At 61.8% G+C, this 20,705-nt stretch carries 16 protein-coding genes; 11 read left to right on the plus strand and 5 right to left on the minus strand.

Annotation, left to right across the window (positions count from 1 at the left end; all coding sequences use genetic code 11):
* Positions 1 to 346: 346 nt before the first annotated feature.
* The 3 genes from ald to Q0K00_RS07425 all read right to left on the minus strand — a co-directional run bounded on the left by ald (position 347) and on the right by Q0K00_RS07425 (position 4,404).
* A complete protein-coding gene (gene ald / locus Q0K00_RS07415; RefSeq protein ID WP_297228329.1) occupies positions 347 to 1,465 on the minus strand; it encodes an alanine dehydrogenase in 1,119 nt (372 codons plus the stop codon).
* 388 nt (positions 1,466 to 1,853) lie between these two features.
* Entirely contained in the window at positions 1,854 to 2,924 is a 1,071-nt protein-coding gene (locus tag Q0K00_RS07420) for a BMP family ABC transporter substrate-binding protein (protein ID WP_297228330.1), read from the minus strand.
* A gap of 109 nt (positions 2,925 to 3,033) precedes the next feature.
* Positions 3,034 to 4,404, minus strand: a complete 1,371-nt coding sequence (locus Q0K00_RS07425; protein ID WP_297228331.1) for an aminotransferase class III-fold pyridoxal phosphate-dependent enzyme — start codon at positions 4,402 to 4,404, stop codon at positions 3,034 to 3,036.
* A 514-nt stretch (positions 4,405 to 4,918) separates the two neighbouring features.
* Here Q0K00_RS07425 and hydG point away from each other — a divergent pair.
* From hydG to Q0K00_RS07445, 4 genes are all read left to right on the plus strand, one after another.
* Entirely contained in the window at positions 4,919 to 6,313 is a 1,395-nt protein-coding gene (gene hydG / locus Q0K00_RS07430) for a [FeFe] hydrogenase H-cluster radical SAM maturase HydG (RefSeq protein WP_297228332.1), read from the plus strand.
* Positions 6,314 to 6,579: 266 nt separating this feature from the next.
* Complete coding sequence (locus tag Q0K00_RS07435) at positions 6,580 to 9,627, plus strand: hypothetical protein (protein ID WP_297228333.1); 3,048 nt, start codon at positions 6,580 to 6,582, stop codon at positions 9,625 to 9,627.
* 217 nt (positions 9,628 to 9,844) lie between these two features.
* Positions 9,845 to 11,047, plus strand: a complete 1,203-nt coding sequence (locus Q0K00_RS07440) for an iron-containing alcohol dehydrogenase (RefSeq protein WP_297228334.1) — start codon at positions 9,845 to 9,847, stop codon at positions 11,045 to 11,047.
* A gap of 359 nt (positions 11,048 to 11,406) precedes the next feature.
* The gene (locus Q0K00_RS07445; RefSeq protein ID WP_297228335.1) at positions 11,407 to 13,062 is read left to right on the plus strand and encodes a bacteriohemerythrin; all 1,656 of its coding nucleotides are present in this window, start codon (positions 11,407 to 11,409) and stop codon (positions 13,060 to 13,062) included.
* Positions 13,063 to 13,221: 159 nt separating this feature from the next.
* Here the strand turns inward: Q0K00_RS07445 and pdxT are convergent, their stop codons facing one another.
* Complete coding sequence (gene pdxT, locus Q0K00_RS07450; protein ID WP_297228336.1) at positions 13,222 to 13,815, minus strand: pyridoxal 5'-phosphate synthase glutaminase subunit PdxT; 594 nt, start codon at positions 13,813 to 13,815, stop codon at positions 13,222 to 13,224.
* Position 13,816: 1 nt separating this feature from the next.
* A complete protein-coding gene (pdxS, locus tag Q0K00_RS07455) occupies positions 13,817 to 14,698 on the minus strand; it encodes a pyridoxal 5'-phosphate synthase lyase subunit PdxS (RefSeq protein WP_297228337.1) in 882 nt (293 codons plus the stop codon).
* Positions 14,699 to 14,900: 202 nt separating this feature from the next.
* Between pdxS and Q0K00_RS07460 the strand changes: the two genes are divergently transcribed.
* The 7 genes from Q0K00_RS07460 to ilvC all read left to right on the plus strand — a co-directional run bounded on the left by Q0K00_RS07460 (position 14,901) and on the right by ilvC (position 20,385).
* The gene (locus tag Q0K00_RS07460; protein WP_297228338.1) at positions 14,901 to 15,800 is read left to right on the plus strand and encodes a hypothetical protein; all 900 of its coding nucleotides are present in this window, start codon (positions 14,901 to 14,903) and stop codon (positions 15,798 to 15,800) included.
* On the plus strand, positions 15,797 to 16,453 hold the full coding sequence (locus tag Q0K00_RS07465; protein WP_297228339.1) for an HAD family hydrolase: 657 nt from the start codon (positions 15,797 to 15,799) through the stop codon (positions 16,451 to 16,453). Before Q0K00_RS07460 ends, Q0K00_RS07465 begins: the two co-directional genes overlap by 4 nt.
* Positions 16,454 to 16,455: 2 nt before the next feature.
* Positions 16,456 to 16,758 (plus strand): YggT family protein, encoded by a 303-nt coding sequence (locus tag Q0K00_RS07470; RefSeq protein WP_297228340.1) that lies wholly within the window; start codon positions 16,456 to 16,458, stop codon positions 16,756 to 16,758.
* A 79-nt stretch (positions 16,759 to 16,837) separates the two neighbouring features.
* On the plus strand, positions 16,838 to 17,068 hold the full coding sequence (locus Q0K00_RS07475) for a DUF465 domain-containing protein (RefSeq protein ID WP_297228341.1): 231 nt from the start codon (positions 16,838 to 16,840) through the stop codon (positions 17,066 to 17,068).
* 21 nt (positions 17,069 to 17,089) lie between these two features.
* On the plus strand, positions 17,090 to 18,781 hold the full coding sequence (ilvB, locus tag Q0K00_RS07480; RefSeq protein ID WP_297228342.1) for a biosynthetic-type acetolactate synthase large subunit: 1,692 nt from the start codon (positions 17,090 to 17,092) through the stop codon (positions 18,779 to 18,781).
* Positions 18,782 to 18,791: 10 nt separating this feature from the next.
* Positions 18,792 to 19,283 carry an acetolactate synthase small subunit gene (gene ilvN, locus Q0K00_RS07485; protein WP_297228343.1) on the plus strand — a complete coding sequence of 164 codons (492 nt, stop codon included), beginning with the start codon at positions 18,792 to 18,794 and terminating at the stop codon, positions 19,281 to 19,283.
* Between the two features lie 100 nt (positions 19,284 to 19,383).
* A complete protein-coding gene (ilvC, locus tag Q0K00_RS07490; RefSeq protein WP_296303860.1) occupies positions 19,384 to 20,385 on the plus strand; it encodes a ketol-acid reductoisomerase in 1,002 nt (333 codons plus the stop codon).
* Positions 20,386 to 20,705: the final 320 nt, after the last annotated feature.

The raw sequence follows: 20,705 nt of genomic DNA on the forward strand, positions 1-20,705 counted from the left end.
GTGCCCATACATTCCTTTCGGCAATCCATATTGCTGCCATTGTCATTTTTTACCTTTAATGAGTCCTGACCCTAAAGCGTTTTGCCTTTGAAAAAAGCAAAACGCGAGGCGGCGACACAGCGCCGTTCGACCCAAAGTGAGCGGAAAAAACGCAATTTCCGCGAAACGCCAGGCCGCAAGGTTTGAACCGCGAAACGTTTCAAACTGAAAATGCTCTGGACGTTCAGGGGGGGGGCAGGGCGAGGTTGGGGCAAAAAAAGCGCCCCCTGTGGTACAGGGGGCGCTCGACGTTACCGTCAAACTGCCGAAGGTCTGTTACCAGATCTGGCAGTGAGAGCCGAATCGCTTACTTCAGCAGGTCGGCGGCGGGCACGTAGGGCAGACCGAAGGCGTCGGCCACACCCTTGAAGGTGCACTTGCCGTTGACGGTGTTCAGGCCGCGAGCCAGAGCGATGTTGTCGGCGCAAGCCTTCTTCCAGCCCTTGTCGGCCAGCTGCAGAGCGAAGGGCAGGGTGGCGTTGGTCAGGGCGTAGGTGGAGGCGATCGGCACAGCGCCGGGGATGTTGGCCACGGAGTAGTGGACAACGTCGTGCTTCACGAAGGTCGGGTTTTCGTGGGTGGTCGGATGGCCGGCGGTGGTTTCCACAGCGCCGCCCTGGTCAATGGCCACGTCCACCACGGCGGAGCCGGGGCGCATGGTCTTGATCATTTCTTCGGTCACCAGCTGCGGGCACTTGGCGCCGGGGATGAGCACGGAACCGATCACGAGGTCGGCGTCCTTCACGGCGGCGGCGATGTTGTGGCTGTTGGAAGCCATGGTCTGCACGCGAGCGCCGAAGATGTCGTCGAGGTAACGCAGACGGTTCAGGTTGTTGTCCAGGATGGTCACTTCGGCGCCGATGCCGATGGCCATCTTGGCAGCGTTGGTACCCACGATACCGCCGCCCACGATCACGACTTTACCGCGCTGCACGCCAGGCACGCCACCCAGCAGCACGCCGCAACCGCCGGCATGCTTGGTCAGGATGTTGGCGCCCACCTGGATGGACATACGACCGGCCACTTCGGACATGGGGGCCAGCAGGGGCAGGGTGCGGTCGTCGGGCTGCACGGTTTCGTAGGCAAGGCCCACCACGCCGGAGTTCAGCAGGGCGTCGGTCTGGGGCTTGTCGGCGGCCAGGTGCAGGTAGGTGAAGAGCAGCATGCCTTCGCGGAAGTACTTGTATTCGCTCTGCAGGGGCTCCTTAACCTTCATGATCATATCGGCCTTGGCCCACACGTCGGCCACGGGCAGCATGGTAGCGCCGGCGGCTTTGTATTCGTCGTCGGAGATGCGGCTGCCGAGACCGGCGCCCACTTCGATCATGACTTCGTGGCCGTGGTCCTTCAGAGCTTTGACGCCGGCAGGGGTGATACCCACGCGATGTTCATTGGCCTTGATTTCTTTAGTAACGCCGATAAGCATTTGAAGCCCTCCTGAAAGGCTGCAAGTGAATGATGAAAATTCCGTCCATGACGGACATACCCTTTCGCAAACGGACTTGGAACAACTGGCTGATCAGCCGGAACAGCTGGATCGTTCAGGTAATGCGTCGTTCCAAGGCTTGCGGCGCCTGCCGATGCCGCAGGCTGTCGTGTCACATTGGGCACTCGCTCATTTCAGCATCATTGAACAGACAAACAGGTCCGTTCCGCAGCTCGCGAAAAGACCCTAGCCCTTTTCCGCTGCAACAGCAAGAGGATTGCACGAGGTTTTCACGAAAAAAATTTCCGCCGCAAACAAGGCGGGACAGGGGATTTCGCGGAATGCGGCGGGCGCTTGCGGGATTTTGTCACAAGCTGGGCAATGCAGGTCAGCGGCAGTTGCACAGCGTTCCCTGGCGCAGGGAGGGCAGACGGATGGCCTGCCGCTCGATCTCACGGCGCAATTCCGCCAGACGTCCGGTCAAACGAGGCGGGAGCCGGTTGCCCTCTCCCCGCGCGAAGCCTCGGAAGTCGGTGATGCCGACGCCGTCGTCCGCAAGCGTATAGGTGAGGATCTCTCCGCCGCGAAACTTCCCTTGTACATGGCTGGCAATGATCTCGTAGACGGCGCGATCCCCCCGTTTGAGGATGGAGGTGAGCACCTGACCAGGGCGCAGGCTGTCCTGATCTTCGGCCAGTCCCACGGCCAGCGCCTGCTGATCGGCCAGCACGTCCAGCGTCGCCAGCCCGGCGCTGCCGGCGGCGAGCACCACGATATCCGCGCCTTCCGCCAGTATCTCGCGGCAGCGTCTTTGCGCCAGCTCTCCGTCCTCGAAGGAATCAAGGCTGCGGTGGACGATGCGCATCTCCGGGTCTATCAGGCGGGCGCCTTCCAGAAAGCCGTTGAGCATGGTCACGATGGGGCCGGTCTCTTTACCGGAGAGCCAGCCCAGTGTTTTTTGCGGGTTCATCCCCCGGCTTCCGGACGTCGTCAGCATGGCGGCAGCGGCTCCGGCCAGAAAGGCTGCCTGTTCGTCGGCAAATGTGACGGACATGATATTGGCGGCGCGAACGCCCGTGTCGATGCAGCCGAAATGCACTTTACGGAAGTTGCCCGCATTGTTGCGGAGCACTTCATGCAGGCTGTCGTCGGCAACGAGCAGGAGGTCGGAACGTGCCGCTTCCTCCCGGAAAATGGCCTGCTGGTCGCTGCCCGTCGGCGCGGCGACCACTCGTGCGGTGATGCCGAAATCTTTTTCAGCGCGGGCAAGACCGCGCCGAAGCTGGTCGTGCCAGCCGTTGTCCGGCGTAAGGCTTTCCAGCAGCAGACAGACTGTGCCGGATGTGGCGGCCTGCGCTGCTGGGACCGCCAGCAGCAGACTGAAGAGGAGGCAGAGGGCCAGACAGGCTCCGGCAAGCAGGCGCTGCGGCGCGGGACAGGTACGGCACGTCATGGGCATGGTGAACTCGTGGACAAGGGGCGACGGGAGGGGGACGATCGCGCCCGGGGTAGAGATGGAAATAAAAAAGGGGGGCCGAGGCCCCCCTTGTCGTCAGTGTGTGTGCCGATTAGGCGGATACCTTGGCCAGAGCCTTGTCGATGGCATTGACCAGTTCGTCAATGTCGGCCTGAGTGGAGATCAGGGCCGGGCTGAGGCAGATGGTGTTGTTGAACTCGCGGAAGCTGCGCGAGGTCTTGCCGATGATGACGCCCTGCTTGAAGCAGTCGCCCACCACGGCGCCGGCCACGGATTCGTCCACCGGTTCCTTGGTGGTGCGGTCCTTGACCAGTTCCAGACCGGCGAAGAGGCCCTTGCCGCGCACGTCGCCGATGATCTTGTACTTGTCCTTCAGCTCGAGCAGGCGGCCCATCAGGTATTCGCCCTGCTTCACGACGTTGTCGAGCAGGTGTTCTTCTTCGATGATTTCCATGTTGGCGATAGCAGCGGCGGGGCCGGAGGTGCAGCCGCCGAAGGTGGAAATATCGCGGAAGTAGGCGTCGCGGTCATTGGGATCAGCGATGAAGTCCTGGAAGACTTCTTCGGTGGTCACGGTGCAGGAGATGGGCGCATAGCCGCTGGCCACACCCTTGGCCATGGTGACGATGTCGGGCTTCACGCCGAAGTGCTGGTAACCGAACCATTTGCCGGTACGACCAAGGCCGCACACCACTTCGTCGATGATCAGGAGCACGCCGTACTTCTTGCAGATTTCCTGCACGGTCTCGAAGTAGCCGTCCGGGGGCACGATGACGCCGCCGCCGGCGGTGATGGGCTCGAGGATCAGGCCGCCCACGGTATCCGGATCTTCCTTCTGGATGACTTCTTCGATCTGCTTGGCGAATTTCTTGCCGAGATCGGCGCAATCACCGAAGGGCGAACGATACGCGCAGCAGTGGGGCACTTCCACGAAACCGGGGGTGAAGGGGCCGAACTGGTTGCGGCGCTCGTACTGACCGCAGGCGCTCAGCGTGGTGATGGTGGTGCCGTGGTAGTCGCGGTCACGATACAGGATCTTGCTCTTTTTGCCGCCGTGCTTCAGAGCGGAGATCTGACGGACGATCTTGAAGGCCTTTTCGTTGGCTTCGGAACCGGAGTTGGAGATGTACACGCGGCTCATGCCGGGCATCTTCTCGATGAGCTTCTTGGAGAATTCGATGGTCGGGATGTTGCCGTAGGAGTTGGCGAAGTAGCACAGCTTCATCAGCTGATCGGCCACAGCCTTGACGATCTTTTCACGGCCGAAGCCCACGTTGACGGTCCACACGCCACCGGACACGGCGTCGAGGTATTCCTTGCCGTTGATGTCCTTCACGCGGTTGCCCTTGGCTTCCACGAAGACGGTCGGGTCGGCATTTTCATACACTTTGTGCTGGGTCAGGTGGTGCCACACATATTTCTTGTCGGTGGCGATCAGATCGGCGGGATTGCACTGAGCCATGGTAGCCTCCAAAGTCATTTAGGTGTCTAGGGCTCATTTCTACGGTGGCGCCGCACGCGCCGTCGCAAGCCAGGGCCCTTTCGGAACGTGGTTCACATTGGCTAACAGGACAAATAGAAGTTTTAAAAACCCTTGTCAACAGCAAGCCACTTTTTTTCTTAATCCATCGAAATAAATTGCGAAAATTTATCTTTCCCGAGCGTTTTCCCTTGTCGGGAAGCGCTCTTCTCCCTCGGATAAGGGCTATGCGGCTCTCGGCGGCAAAAAAGCGTACGCTTTTGTGTTTTTGTCATTTTATTTTTTGATCTCAAAGTGTTAGATGGTGTTTTTCCTTGCCGGGACATGCTGGCGCGGCGGGAGGCTGTGAAAAAAATCGCTCGCTTTTCGACGTGCCCGCTGCTATGGTCAATCAACTGTCCCGCAGGGCAGGTCGGGCCGGCCATGCCTCATGGTCGGCCAGGCGCAGCCTGGCGCCGTGCCCGGAACGTCATTAGCTCATTTTGAGGAAGAAACCATGCCGAACTTTTCCCTTCCGTCCTGGCTGGATGTGCGTGCCATCGAAGAGGCGCTGGCCTGTGCCGTGGCGCCCGATACGGCCCGGCTGAAAGGCATCCTTGACAAGTCCCGCGCGTTGCGTCCGCTGACGCTGGCCGAAACGGCGACCCTCATGCGGGTGACATCACCGGACGGTCTGCTGGCCATCATGCGGGCGGCCGACGAGGTGAAACAGCGGGTGTACGGGGATCGCATCGTGCTTTCCGCTCCGCTGCATCTTACCAATCACTGCGGCAGCGAATGTGTGTACTGCGCCAACCGCAAGGGCAACGACATGGTGCAGCGCAAATACATGACCTCGCCCGAGATCAGTGAAGCGGGCCGCAAACTCATCCGGCAGGGGCACAAACGCGTCTTTCTGGTCAGCGGACAGCTGCCAAACGCCGATGTGGAGTATCTGGCCGAAGCGGTGAGCATCCTCTATACTCTGTATGAAGGGGACGGCGAGATCCGCCGGGTCAACGTCAATGTGGGACCGCTGGCCGCCGACCAGTACGAGATCTTGCGCGCCGCCGACGTGGGGTCCGTGCTGCTCTATCAGGACACCTATCATCCTGAACATTATCAGGCCGTACACAAGGCCGGGCCCAAGGCCAATTACGAGCGGCGCGTCAATGCCGCCGACGAGGCCCTGAACGCCGGCATGGGGGACGTGGGGCTGGGGCTGCTGCTGGGACTTGCTCCCTGGCAGTTCGATGTGCTGGCCCTGAGCCTGCACGCCGCGCACCTGGCGAGCGTCTACGGCACCGGGGGCCACACGGTGAGTATGCACCGGATGCGTCCGGCTCCCGGCGGGCTGGCGCAGGCGCCTTTCCCGGTGAGCGATCAGGACTTCCTGCGCTGCGTGGCCATCACGCGTCTGGCCATCCCGTATACGGGCATCATCCTCAGCTCCCGTGAGCCGTCCGGCCTGTGGCGCGACGGCTGCGGCGTGGGCTGTTCTCAATTGCTGACCGGTAGCGTGGCCAACCCTTATGAAGACTGGAGCCCGCTGCCCGGCCCCGGCGGCGTCCCCTTCCCCATTGGGGAAAACTGCCATGTGGATGATGTGGTGAGTTTCCTTCTGGAGGAGGCGCGGCATCTTCCTTCCTTCTGTACGGCCTGTCCCCGCCTTGGGCGCAGCGGGGTGGACTTCCTGTCCATGGTCCGCGAATGCGGCATGAAGGGGCAGTGCGGTCCCAATTCCATCGCTTCGTTCCTGGAGTTTTTGCTCCATTATGCGACACCGGCCACTCGGCGTCTTGGAGAGGCGCTCATCGAGGAGAAGCTGGCGGCCATGCCGGAACCGGACAAGGGGGCAGCCGTGCGCCTGCTGCAGAAGGTCCGGGCCGGGCGTGTGGACGAATTCATCTGATCCGGTCAGGCCGGAAACGGCAGATCGCGACGGTCTCTTTAGAGTATTTTCAGTTTGAAACGCTTCGCGTTCAATCCGTACGGTTTGGCGTTTCGCGGAGAAAACGCGGTTTTTCCGCTCACTTTCGGCCGGGCGGCGTTGTATCGCCGCCTCGCATTTTGCCTTTTTCAAAGGCGAAACGCTCTACTGCGGAGGTCGCCCCTGCGGGCGGCCTTCCTTTTTCCGGGCCCCGTTGAGCGTCCGGCATATCGGAGGTGTGTCGCGCCATGCAGCGCAGATATTGCTTCAGTCTCTATTTTGACCGGCAGGACAAGGACATCAGGACGCTGGTCAACCGCATCCTCGACGCGCCCGACAGTGCGCTGGCCAGCCTTTCCGGCGATCTGGCCGACCCTGAACTGCATCCGCACGGCATCAAGGAGATGGTGACCTCCCAGGCCTCGCGCATGGCGTATGCCACGGTGAATCTGCTGCGGAATCTGGAAGTGGGCGGTTCGAACTCCCGCGACAGGCTGTGCGCGCTGCAAAGCCTTTTTGATGAAGTGCTGGCCAGCGCGCATTCTCCTCTGCGGCGCAATACGGCACGCGTCCTCCTGCAGATCATGAAGGACATGGTACGACTGCAGGGTGATCCCACGGAGCAGCTCAAGCTGGCGCACGACTTCCGCAAGGCCGCGCTGGGCACGCCGCGCGTGGTGCGGCGTATGCTTGCACGCTACCACCTGCCCGAGATGCCGGAGGAGTGGAACCAGATCGCCTTTGACGACCACGTGTATGACGTCAATACCAAGGGCAGGAAGACGCCGACGCACCTTATCATGGATGCCTGGATCAAGGGGCTGCGCTCGCTGACGGTGCTGTACGACAACTGCATCGAGCTGGCAGCCGCCGAAGAGCTGCTGGAGGCGGCGAGCATAACCGGCATGACCGTACGGGTGGGGATCGAGTATCAGGTCCCGTTCCATGACCGGTATGTCAGCTTCTTGTGGGTGCCGCGAGGCTTTGTTTCCCGGCAGGGCTTCCTGAATTTCATGAACAGCGCGCCGGTGCAAAAGATGCAGGAGCGGGGCAGGGCGGTGCTGCACTGGTGGCGGGAACGGGCCCTGAAAGCGCTCGAGCTTTGGAACGAGCGACAGCGCCCCCAGCTGGAAGCCAAATGGGGAGTGTCCGTTTCGCCGGCGTATGCCGACGATTTCCTGGATTTTCTGGGCAGACGGCATTCCGTCATGCTGCGCTTGGCCGAGTACCTGCATCAGCTCGTCCTGCCCAGCCTGCGCCTGCGGGCGCGGCAACTGGAAGGGCGGGCGGCCGAGGGCGATGAGGACGCCCGGCGGGAGATCAGGGAATTGGAACTGCTGACCGTCGATGTGGTCTATCATGAGTGGTTTGCCGCCCTGCTCGACGGTGAGCTGCCCGATGCGCAGGTCCCCGGCAATACGCCGGATGCGCCGGAGTTGCGCCACCTGTCCGCTGCCGAGCTGACCCGACAGCTGCGGGAGCTCATGCCCGGCTACCAGCTGACGCTCTGTACCGAGAACCTGACCGCCGAGGATGTCATCGAACTGCTCTGGGATTGCGAGGGCGGGATCACGCATCTGGAGATATTCAATACCAAGAGCTGGATGCTGGGCAAGCTCGGCGGTATGGAGTCCATCAGTCAGTTGCTGCAGGTGCTCAATCACGGGCACGGGCCGCTCATGAAGCAGCTCATCCGCCAGATCATCCGGCGACTGGCGCAGGAGGGGGACGGCGAGCGCCTTGCCAAATTCCAGGAGATCCTGCGCAATGTGCCCAAGCTCTGGGAGACCTACCGGCGCAGTCCGCTGCGGACGCAACTCGGCAGCAACGCGGCAACGCGCTTGCGTTCCTTCGGTATGGGCTTCGCCATCATGGAGACGCTGCCGCCGCGTGGCGTGGCGGCCCTGAGGCACGAGGGATCTCCCTGTATCCCCATCCATGTGCCCGTGGAAGAAAAGCTCGTCTTTTCCGAGCCGGATCATGCCGGTTGGGTGCAGCGGCTGCTTGCCCGCTGTCGTTCCCTTCCGTTTATGGCGCGGCTGGGCAAGGAGCGGCGGCAGGAATGGATCTCCGCCAGCGAGGACTGCCGTTACTGTGAACAGGGCAACATACATACCCTTGGAGGCCACAACATCCCCGCGCCCAACGAACTGCTGGACAAGGAGAAGGCGCCTGACACCGCTCCCGGTTTTCGTTACCTCAATACGGGACTGACCATGTGGGGCAAGGTGCTGGTGGGCTTCATCCCCGCCTTTTTCACCTTTCAGGCCACACAGCAATGGTGGGTGCTCGCCTGGTTCGGCAGTTTCATCTGGTTCGGCATCACGGGCGTGCGCAACGTGCTGCAAATGGTCATGGCGGCGCAGGGGGCCACCCGCGGCACGCTGACGCATTGGAAGGAGCACGTCAGCATGAACCGGCTGTGCGATTCCCTCATGTATACCGGCATATCCGTGCTGCTGCTCGAGGGCATCATCCGCGCGGGGGTGTTGCAGCAACTTTGCGGCGTGACGGTGGAGGACAGGCCGCTGCTCGTCTTTGCCGTGCTCAACATCATCAACGGTTTCTATATCTTCGCGCACAACATCTACCGCGGTTTTCCCCGGCAGGCGGCCATAGGCAATCTCTTTCGCAGCGTTCTGGCCATCCCCATCTCCTCATTATATAATACGGGGTTCTGGGGGCTGCTGCTGGCGGCGGGCGTGACGGACCCGCTGGTCTATCTTGCCCCCAGCGCGGCCATCATCTCCAAGACGGCTTCGGATACCGTGGCGGCCCTCATCGAGGGCCTGGCCGACGGCAAGGTCAACATGCGTATGCGCCGCCGGGATTACGAAGGGAAGCTGCGGCGGGCCTTCGACTGCTACACACGGCTGGAGATGCTCTTCCCTCGGGAGGATGCCCTCATCAAGCTTGCCCGTCCGGGCGGTCTGGGCGAGCGGGGAGGGCGAGAGGCCCGCAGGCTGGAACGGGCGCTCATCATCGCCGCGCTCGACCTCATGTATTTCTGGTTTTACCTGCCGCGGGCCCAGGAAGCCTGCCGCCAGGTCATTCGGGGCATGTCGGCGGCCGATAGAAGAGTGTTCTTTCGTTCTCAATTGGTCCTCTTGCGCGAGCGGGAGATCTGTCAGCTCATGGTGGACGGTCTCATTGGCCACAACTTCGCAAAACCGCTGGCTTTTTTCCTCGACAAGCACAACGAATACCTGCGGGCCATGACGCAATTGTGCCGAAGCGGCATACGGAAGGGGGCGTCAGCGCAGAATGATGCGGAAATGCCGGATGCTGTCCAATGAGGCTGCAACAGGCGCGTGATATGGCGATTTTCCGCCATTGTCGGGCTGTTGTCCCACATTGTGCTGTGCGCTCAAACAGCCTTGTGATTTTTGGGGCTGTTATTCGTCTTTCCGCAAAAAGAGCTTGTCATAAGCTCGTGAGTGCCGTAGTCTGACTTCTAACCACTACAAAACACGCCGCAAGAGCCCCTTTGCGGTAGAAAAGAAAGGAGTCGTTATGAGCACGGACGTGAAGAGCATGCACATGGGCCAGATCACCTCTTTCTTCATCCCCAACGTGACGCTGGTGGGTGAAAATTGTTGCTCCGAAATTCCCCGGCGTTTGAAGAACATCGGCGGCAAGCGTCCGCTCATCGTGACCGACAAGGGCATCACCGCGTGCGGCATCCTCAAACACATCACCGACATCCTGGACAAGGCCCGCATGAAGTACGTGGTCTACGACGGCACCGTGCCGAACCCCACGGACAAGAATGTGGCCGAAGCCACGGAGATGTACAAGGAAAACAAGTGCGACAGCCTCATCACCCTGGGCGGCGGCAGCTCCCATGACTGCGGCAAGGGCGTGGGCTTCGTGGTCAGCAACGGCGGCACCATCCACGATTACGAAGGCGTGGACAAATCCTCCAAACCCTTCCCGCCGTATGTGGCGGTCAACACCACCGCCGGCACGGCGTCGGAAATGACCCGTTTCTGCATCATCACCGACACCGCCCGCAAGGTGAAGATGGCCATCGTGGACTGGCGCTGCACGCCCAGCGTGGCCATTGACGACCCGGTCCTGATGATGAACATGCCCGCTTCCCTGACGGCGGCGACGGGCATGGACGCTCTGACCCATGCCATCGAAGCCTATGTGTCCACCGCGGCCACGCCCATGACGGACGCCTGTGCCGAAAAGGCCATGGAGTACATCAATCGTTACCTGCGGCGTTCCGTAGCCTGCGGCGCCAAGGACAAGGAAGCCCGCGAAGGCATGTGCTACGCCCAGTATCTTGCGGGTATGGCCTTCAATAACGCCAGCCTTGGCCATGTGCACGCCATGGCGCACCAGCTGGGCGGCTTCTACGACCTGCCGCACGGCGAATGCAACGCCATCCTGCTGCCCCATGTCTGCGAATACAACCTCATCGCCTGCCGTCGTCGCTTCGGCCGCGTGGCCAAGCTGCTGGGCGAACGCGTGGACCATCTGAGCGCCAGCGACGCGTCGCATCGCGCCATCGAAGCCATCAACACCCTTTCCCGCGACGTGAACATTCCGGAAGGTCTCATCGCCCTGGGCAAGAAATACGGCAAGGAAGTGCGGGAGGAAGACATCCCGACCATGACCGCCAATGCCCAGAAGGACGCCTGCGGTCTGACCAACCCGCGCATCATGACGGATGCCGCCGTGGCCGCCATCTACAAGGCTGCCCTGTAGGACGTCCCCGGATGGTCGGAAAGCTCCCGGCATGGGGCGTTCCGTTGACTGATGGATCCCCCGCTCCTGCGAGCGGGGGATTTTTTTGCGGACAAGGGGCTGTAACGCAGTGTGTTCCGGGCATGTGCCTGGGACGGTGCGCGGCCGCCGGCAGTCCGAAAAAATTATTGCTATCGTAAAACAAATTTTTTCGGTGTATGTGGAGAGACGCACCTCCCCCAAATCGTTACACTCCGAAACATCAAGCCTTTCCGAATGTGAGTTGCCCGCTTCTTATCAGGAAATATTCCTTGTTTCTTTGCCTAAAGTGTGGCACGTTGCCGACCGATAAGCTAAGAAACTTCGTGAAGGAGTGATCTATGGGTATCGTTCTCCATGCCGTTCTCCTGGTGCTGGCAGCCATCCTTGCCATCGTGGGGACCGCCGGACTGGCCGGCTCCCTGCTTCTTGCCTTGTTGATCGTGGGCTGTCTTGCGGGCATCGGACTTTCTGTCCTGACCGGTCGGGAGAAAGCGCGCATGAGGGAGGTGCTGGGGGCCGGCACAGGTACAGGGAGTCTGGCGGACCAGGCGGCGGCTCTGTTGCGCCGTGAAAGGGAGCAGGGCGCTGCCCGCGTCAGCGAGCTGGAAGAACGTCTTTCCGCTGTCGAGGCGGAACGCACCGCGGCGCGCGGTGAACTGGACAAGGCAAGTGCCGAGCTCAGGGATCTGAAGGAACAGGTGGAGACCCGCAAGAAGCTGCTGGCCAAGGCCAACGGCGTGTGCCTCGGTCTGTCGCGCGAGACGCGCAGCATCTCGCAGGTGGTGGCCAACGTGAACCACGGCGTGGAAGTGCAGCGCTACCAGCTCGAGGAGACCAGTTCCGCCATGACCCAGATCAGCGACGCCGCGGTGGAGTCCGCCCGGCGCGTGCAGGAACTGTCCGACAGTGCCGAAACGTCGCGCAGCAAGGCCAGCGTGGGCGAGCAGGATGTGCGCAGCGCCGTGGCCTCCATCGACTCGGTCAAGGAGACCATCCTGCATCTCAAGGAAGCCATGGACAAGCTGGGCCAGCGGGCCAGCAGCATCGGGCAGGTGATGAGCGTCATCAATGAAGTGGCCGACCAGACCAATCTGCTCGCCCTCAATGCCGCCATCGAAGCTGCGCGGGCCGGCGAGGCCGGACGCGGTTTTGCCGTGGTGGCCGATGAAGTGCGCAAGCTGGCTGAAAAGACCATGTCCGCCACCAAGGAAGTGGAGGATGCCGTCCACGCCATCCAGGACGAGACGCACAACAACGTGCAGGCAGTGGAAGCCGCGGCGCAGCTGACGGTGGAAGGCGCGGAGCGTGCCGGTCGCGCGGGCGAATTCATGGGAGAGATCATCAACTGCATGGAAGAGACGGCCGACCACCTCAAGGTCATTGCGGCGGGGGCGGCGGAGCAGTCCGGCCAGAGCAGCCAGACGAGCACCTCGCTGGCGGCCATCCATCAGGTTGCCGAAGAGAACGCGAACAATATGGAGAGCTTCACCGGCTCCATCCTTTCGCTCAAGAGCGGCATCGAAGATCTTGGCATGATCGTCAGCGCGCTGTTCAGCGGCAATCTGGAAATGGCCTCGTCCAGCGACAAGTTCGTGCAATGGACGGACAAGCTCAATCTCGGCGTGCAGCTGGTGGATGAACAGCACCGCATGTTGTGCAGTTACATCAATGATCTGTACAGCGCCATGAAGCATAATTCCGCCAAGGATGAACTGGCGACCATCATGCAGCATCTGCGCGAATACACGGCATCACACTTCAGCACCGAGGAACAGCTTTTCGAGCACTCGGCCTATCCGCATACCCGCGAGCACAAGGAAGTGCATCGCCGTTTCGTGGCCAAGCTGGAAGAGTTCGAGTCGCAGATCAAGAACGGGACCACGACGGTCAGCATGGACCTTCTGGCCTTCCTCAAGGACTGGCTCATCAATCACATCCAGGGGACCGACCCCGGCTATGTGTCCTACCTCAAGGGACATGGCAGGAATCGCTGAACGACGCCAGCATCGTTTTCCATCGTCATGGAGGGGCATCCGGAGGAAGTCCGGATGCCCTTTTTGCTGTCGAACGCCGCATCGACACAGTTGCGTATGGACGAAAAAGGCCCGGACGAAGGTCCGGGCGCTGTCTTTTGGTCAGACTGAGTCGGGATCTCAGGCTGGCAGCATGTCCAGGAAGGCGGAATGCAGCCGGGTATCGGGCGTCAGTTCGGGATGGAAGGACGTGGCAAGGATGTTGCCCTGCCGGACGGCCACGATCCGCTCACCTTCGCCGCCATGCGCGGCCATGTCCACGCGGGCCAGCACGTCCACATCCGGACCCACCGCCGTGATGAGGGGGGCGCGGATGAATACGGCCCGCAAGGGAGCATCCAGTCCCTTGACGGCAAGATCCGTCTCGAAGCTGTCCACCTGCCGACCGAAGGCATTGCGCCGCACCGAGGCATGGAGCAGGCCGATGCGCGGCTGATCCGACTCCTCGATGGTCTCACACAGCAGGATGAGCCCGGCGCAGCTGCCGTAGACAGGCATACCCGCGGCGATGCGCTGGCGAACAGGCTCCAGCATGTCGAGCTCCGTAAGGAGCTTGCCCATGACGGTGCTCTCGCCGCCGGGAAGGATGAGGGCGTCTATACCGTCCAGATGCTTGCGCTGGCGCAGTTCCCGAACGTCCGCTCCCAGACGGGAGACGGCGGCCGTATGTTCCCGGAAGGCCCCCTGCAGGGCAAGAACGCCGACCAGCGCCATCTTACCAGCCCCGTTCCTGCATACGTTCGGCAGAGGGGATGGCGGATATCTCGATACCGACCATAGGCTCGCCAAGATCCTTGGAGATCTCGGCCAGCAGCTTGTAATCATTGTAGTTCGTCACGGCCTGCACGATGGCGCGGGCACGCTTGGCCGGGTCGCCGGACTTGAAGATGCCGGAACCCACAAAGACGCCGTCGCAGCCGAGCTGCATCATCAGCGCCGCATCGGCGGGCGTGGCGATGCCGCCGGCGGCAAAGTTCACCACCGGCAGACGGCCTTCCTTGCGGACCAGCAGGCAGATCTCCAGCGGCGCGCCGATCTCCTTGGCATAATTGGCCACTTCATCCTCCGGCAAGGCGCAGAGACGACGGATGTCGTCCAGGACCTGACGGCAGTGGCGCACGGCCTCGATGACGTTGCCGGTGCCCGGTTCGCCCTTGGTGCGGATCATGGCCGCCCCTTCAGCGATGCGGCGCAGGGCTTCGCCCAGATTGCGGCAACCGCAGACGAAGGGGACGGTGAAGTCCCGCTTGTTGATGTGATGCTTGTCATCGGCGGGAGTGAGCACTTCGCTCTCGTCGATGTAATCCACGCCCAGTGCTTCCAGAATGCGCGCCTCGACAAAATGTCCGATGCGCGCCTTGGCCATGACGGGGATGGTCACGGCCTTCATGATGCGTTCCACGATGGTAGGATCGGCCATCCGGGCGACACCCCCGGCGGCACGGATGTCCGCAGGCACGCGCTCCAGCGCCATGACGGCGCAGGCACCGGCGTCCTGGGCAATTTTCGCCTGTTCGGGAGTGGTCACGTCCATGATGACGCCTCCCTTGAGCATCTCAGCGAGACCCGTCTTGAGACGAAGAGTACCCTGTTCCATAGTGTTGCTCTCCTTTTTGGACCGGAATTCCGGAAAAATGGGAATGAACGCCGTACACAGACGGCAAGGCCTCTCACTTTAGAGGATTCGCCGTGGTATGCAAGCATTTTTTTAGGCGTACGGCGCAGGATTTTAAGGGGGAGAGAAGGACTTGCTTTTCCCTCAGCGGCAGTCTACTAATCAATTTTTTGTGAGAAAGCATATGAGCAGGATAGTCGTACGATTGCCCGTGGTGCGCGGGCCGCTTGCCGGTGATGAGACGCCCCCTTGTCTCGCCGGTTTGCCTCGTCTGTGGCCGGGACTGCCCCGGGACGTCGTCGCGTCCCGTGGGGCGACGGGCGGCGTGTCCGCGCCGCAGGGGCCGTGGTTCTTCCCCGAGGATCTCCCGCTGGACCCGCGGCAGGCGCTGGCCTGCCTGCAGGATCTGCAGCATATGACGGACGCGGCGCTTACCGGGACGCCCCTGCGCGCATGGCAGGGCCGACAGGCCGAGTCCCTGCGAAGCCAGGCGGAAAGCGCCGCCCGCGCCGCCTTTGCCGCCGGGGGCGGAGATGAGGCCGACGCGCTGGCGGCGGCCGAGGCGGCCGAAGAGTGGGAGCGCCGTTGCCGGGCGCAGCGGCTGTTGCTACTGTGCTGGCTGCAGGAGGAGCGCCTTGCCGAGATGGCCGCTCTGCACCGGCGCTATGCCGGAGGCCGCGCCCATCTGGCCGCCGCCTTTGACGGCGACGCCGGAGAGGCCGCGTCCTTGTCCGAGCTGCCGGACGATCTCTTGCGGCCGGCGGGCCCGGAACAGCCGGAAGAGGCTGCCGCACTGGCGGCCATGCTGCCGCCGTGGCCGCGCGTGCTGGATGCGGCCTGCCATTTTTTGCCGGACGAGGCCCTCATACTGGCCGAGGCCGGTCTGCGCGACGCTCTGCTGGAGCGTGAGGATCTGGTCCCGGCGGCAGAGGACATCCAGAAAGAGCTTGCCGGAGATGGCGGGCCGCGTCTGCTTGCCCTCACGGCGCCGCTCTGGCGGGTACTGCAACGCCCAGGCTGTCCGCGCTGCCATCCCCGCTGGGAGCGTCCCCTCACCGTGCTGACATGGGAGGACCAAGCATGAGCGCATTGTTTCCCCAGGGACTTGGTGGGGTCATCTTTGACTGCGATGGCGTCATCATCGACTCCCGTCCAGCCAACGGCTTGTATTATAATCGGATACTCGCCCATTTCGGTCTGCCGCCCATGACCGCGGAGCAGGAACACTATTCCTTCATGGCCACGGCCAGACAGGCGCTGGAACACATCCTGCCGGAAGAGCTGCATGGCCAGATAGATTACGTCACCAGCGAAGTGGTGAATTACCGGCGGGACATCCTGCCGTTGTTGCGCCTGTGTGACGGCTTCCGGGAGACGGTGGAGTGGCTGCACGCCCACGGGGTGCGTATGGCCGTGGACACCAACCGTACGGGCATCGGTCTGCAAACGGTTCTGGACATTTTCGGTCTGCCTCCCTATTTTAATCCTGTGGTTGCCGCGGATACTCCCGGCATCCTGCCCAAACCCAGCCCGCAGGGCCCGGAGCATATCCTGGCCGTCTGGAACATGCCGCCTGAGCGAGCGCTCTTCGTGGGCGACAGCTCGCATGACGGCAAGGCGGCGGGGGCGGCAGGCATCCCGTTCGCCTCTTTCGGCAACGAGGATCTGGCAGGGGATATCGTGGTCATGGACTATGCCGCTCTCCGGGCGGCCCTCACAGACAGCGTGGAGCAATAAGCGTGTTCGTGATTCAAAACATTCTTCTGGCCGTGGGGAACGTGCTCGGCGCGCTTCTCAACCTCTATTTCTGGATTGTCATCATCGCGGCGGTCATCACCTGGGTGCGGCCGGATCCCTACAACCCCATCGTGCGCGCCCTGCGTATGCTGACGGAACCGGTTTTTTACTATGTCCGCAAATGGATGCCCTTCACCTACCGTGCGGGCATAGACTTCTCCCCCGTGGTGGTGCTGCTGGCCATCCAGCTCGTCAACCAGATCATCGTGCGCTCCCTCCTGCAATATGCCGCCATCATGGTGTGATCCGTCCCGCCGCGGCGGCAGCGCACATATCCATGTTTATGCCCAGCCGGGCTTCAACCCCTAACACTGGAGATTTCTTATGGATCAGCATGAAATTGAACTTCTGGAAAAGTTGGCCCCCACTGATCCGGAGCTGAAATCCCTCTGGGAAGACCATGTGCTCTACGAAAAGCAGGTGGAAAAGCTGGAAGCCAAGACTTTCCGCACCCCCACCGAGGAGCAGACCCTCAAGCAGCTGAAGAAGCAGAAGCTGGAAGGCAAGACCAGATTGATGGAATTGTTGGATAAATATCGCGCCGAAGGCAAATAGCGGCGCAGGAGCCTTATCGTCATGGAACTCACAGGTGCACAGATTCTCCTTGAATCCCTGAAAAAGGAAGGGGTGGACGTGCTGTTCGGCTATCCGGGCGGCGCGGTCCTTGATATTTACGATGAACTGCCGCGCCATCCCGAGCTGAAGCATATCCTGGTTCGGCACGAGCAAGGGGCTGTGCACGCGGCCGACGGCTATGCCCGCGCTTCCGGCAAGGTGGGCGTCTGTCTGGTGACTTCCGGTCCCGGCGCCACCAATACGGTCACGGGCATAGCCACGGCCTACTGTGACTCCATTCCGCTTGTGGTCTTTACCGGACAGGTGCCCACGAAACTCATCGGCAACGATGCCTTCCAGGAAGTGGACATCGTGGGCATCACCCGTCCCTGCACCAAGCATAATTTCCTGGTCAAGGACATCCGCAAGCTGGCCAAGACCATCCGTCAGGCCTTCTATCTCGCCCGGTCCGGGCGGCCCGGCCCCGTGCTCGTGGACCTTCCCAAGGACGTGATGCAGGCCCATGCGGAATTCGTCTGGCCCGAAGACATCTACATGCGCAGCTACAACCCCACCTACAAGCCCAACCTCAATCAGTTGCGGCGCGCGGTGGAAGTGCTGGCGCAGGCCCGCCGTCCCATGATCCTGGCCGGCGGCGGCGTCATCATGTCCGACGCGGCGGCGACCCTCAGGGAGCTGGCCCATACCCTGCATCTTCCGGTCTCCTGCACGCTCATGGGGCTCGGCGCCTTCCCGGCCACGGACGATCTCTGGCTGGGCATGGTGGGGATGCACGGGGCCTATGCCGCCAATATGGCCATCAACAACGCCGACGTGCTCGTCTGCGTCGGGGCGCGCTTCGATGACCGCGTGACCGGCAAGATCTCCGCCTTCGCCTCGCACGCGCGCATCATCCATATCGACATCGACCCCACGTCCATCCGCAAGAACGTGGAGGTGGACGTGCCGGTGGTGGGGGATTGCAAGCTGGCGCTCTCCGGTATGCTGGACATCGCGGCGGGCAAGATGGCCCATGTGGACTGGCGGGGCGACCATGAGGCCTGGCTGGAGACTGTGGCCCAGTGGAAGCAGAGCAAGCCCCTCGGCTATATCCGCAACGACCATATCAAGCCGCAGCACGTCATCGAGGAAGTGTACGCCCTCACCAGCGGCGAGGCCATCATCACCACGGAAGTGGGCCAGAACCAGATGTGGGCCGCCCAGTTCTATCCCTTCACCCGGCCCCGTACGCTGCTGACCAGCGGCGGGCTCGGCACCATGGGCTACGGCTTCCCGGCGTCCATCGGGGCGCAGTGCGCCTTCCCGGAAAAGAAGGTGGTGGCCGTGGCCGGCGACGGCTCCATCCAGATGAACATCCAGGAGCTGGCCACCGTGGTGCAGTACCGGCTGCCCATCAAGGTCATCATCCTCAATAACCGTCATCTGGGCATGGTGCGGCAGTGGCAGGAACTGTTCTATGACCGCAACTACAGCTTCACCAACATGGAAGCGCAGCCCGATTTCGTGAAGCTGGCCGAAGCCTACGGCGCCGAGGGCTACCGCATCTCCCGGCCCGAGGACTTGCGGCCGGTGCTGGAGGCGGCGCTGTCCTCGCCCAATCCGGCCATTGTGGACGTGACCGTGGAACGCGAGGAAAACGTCTATCCCATGGTGCCCGCCGGGGCTGCCCTGGATGAGATGCTCTTGGTGTAGGAGGGGCGGCATGGAACGACATGTGCTTTCTGTTCTGGTGGAGAATGAGCCCGGCGTGCTTTCCCGCGTGGCGGGGCTCTTCAGCGGGCGCGGCTTCAACATCGACTCGCTCAATGTGGCCCCCACGCTGGAGGAGGGCGTCTCGCACATGACCATCACCACCTACGGGGACAGTCAGATCCTGGAGCAGATCATGAAGCAGCTCCACAAGATCGTGTCCGTCATCAAGGTGGTGGACTTTGCCGAAATACCCGCCGTGGAGCGGGAGATGATGTTCGTCAAGGTACAGGCCGAAGGGGCCATGCGCGGGGAGATCCTGCGCACGGTGGAGATCTTCCGCTGCAAGGTCGTGGACGTGAGCGCCACGGAAATGACCATCGAGGCCACCGGGGATCACGGCAAGCTTGAGGCCATCATCAGCCTGCTGCACCGTTTCGGCATCAAGGAGCTGGCGCGTACCGGTTCCGTGGCCATGCGTCGCTCCAAAAAGCTGGCGGAGTGAGCCCCGGCGAGGCTTGACTTTTGCGGCGAAGCGGCACAACAATTTTCCTCCCGCCCCGTGCGGGAGGATTTGTGTATCATAACGACAGAGGGATACGAATATGAAAGTGTACTATGATCAGGATGCGGATATCAACGCGCTCAAGGGCAAGACGGTCGCCATCATCGGCTATGGCAGCCAGGGCCATGCCCATGCCCAGAACCTTCGTGATTCCGGCGTCAACGTCGTGGTGGGTCAGCGTCCCGGCGGCGCCAATTACGAACTTGCCAAGGAACACGGCTTCAGCCCCGTGAGCGCCGCCGAAGCGGCCGCCCAGGCCGACCTGATCATGATCCTGCTGCCCGACGAAGTGCAGGCCGCCGTCTATGAGAACGACATCAAGCCCAACCTCAAGGCGGGCAAGGCGCTGCTCTTCGCGCACGGCTTCAACATCCACTTCAGCCAGATCATCCCGCCCAAGGATGTGGACGTGTATCTCATCGCGCCCAAGGGTCCCGGCCACCTCGTGCGCCGTACCTTCACCGAAGGCGGCGGCGTGCCCTGCCTGGTGGCCATCCATCAGGATGCCTCCGGCAACGCCCTCAAGAACGCGCTGGCCTATGCCAAGGGCATCGGCGGCACGCGTTCCGGCGTCATCGAGACCTCCTTCCGCGAAGAGACCGAGACCGACCTCTTCGGGGAACAGGCCGTGCTCTGCGGCGGCGTGTCCGCCCTGATCAAGGCCGGCTTCGAGACGCTGGTGGAAGCCGGTTACCAGCCGGAAATGGCCTACTTTGAATGTATGCACGAAATGAAGCTCATCGTTGACCTCATGTACGAGGGCGGCCTGTCCCGTATGCGCTACTCCATCAGCAATACCGCTGAATACGGCGACTATGTGACCGGCCCGCGTCTCATCACCGAAGAGACCAAGAAGGAAATGAAGAACGTGCTCAAGGACATCCAGAGCGGCAAGTTCGCCCGCGACTTCATCCTGGAAGCCCGCGCCAAGTATCCCATGTTCCTTGCCACCCGTCGCAACGAAGCCAACCACCAGATCGAAAAGGTGGGCAGCGAACTGCGCGGCATGATGAGCTGGCTCAAGAAGGACAAGAAGGCCTAGTCCCCTCTTTCCGATAGCGATGTCAGGGAGCGGAAAGCCCTTTCCCGAAAGGGAGGCTTTTCGCTCTCTTCGTTTTTTGTCCCGGAGCCGCTCTCTTAGAGCGGATTCGCATTGAAATTGTGTCCAAATTCAATGCTGACACTGCCCTCACACTACGGAAAAAGCGTGGTTTTTCCGTGTGTTCGGTTGCGGGTAGTCGCTCTCGCAACTACCAGAGCAATCCACATTTTCAATGTGAAATTGTTCTAGGGTCAGGACTCATTATTTCCATACGCTTCAAAAAAGAGTAGGTATGGAGACGGAGGTTACCATGTCTACTC

The sequence above is a fragment of the uncultured Desulfovibrio sp. genome, assembly GCF_944327235.1.
In the GTDB taxonomy this organism is placed as follows: Bacteria; Desulfobacterota; Desulfovibrionia; order Desulfovibrionales; family Desulfovibrionaceae; genus Desulfovibrio.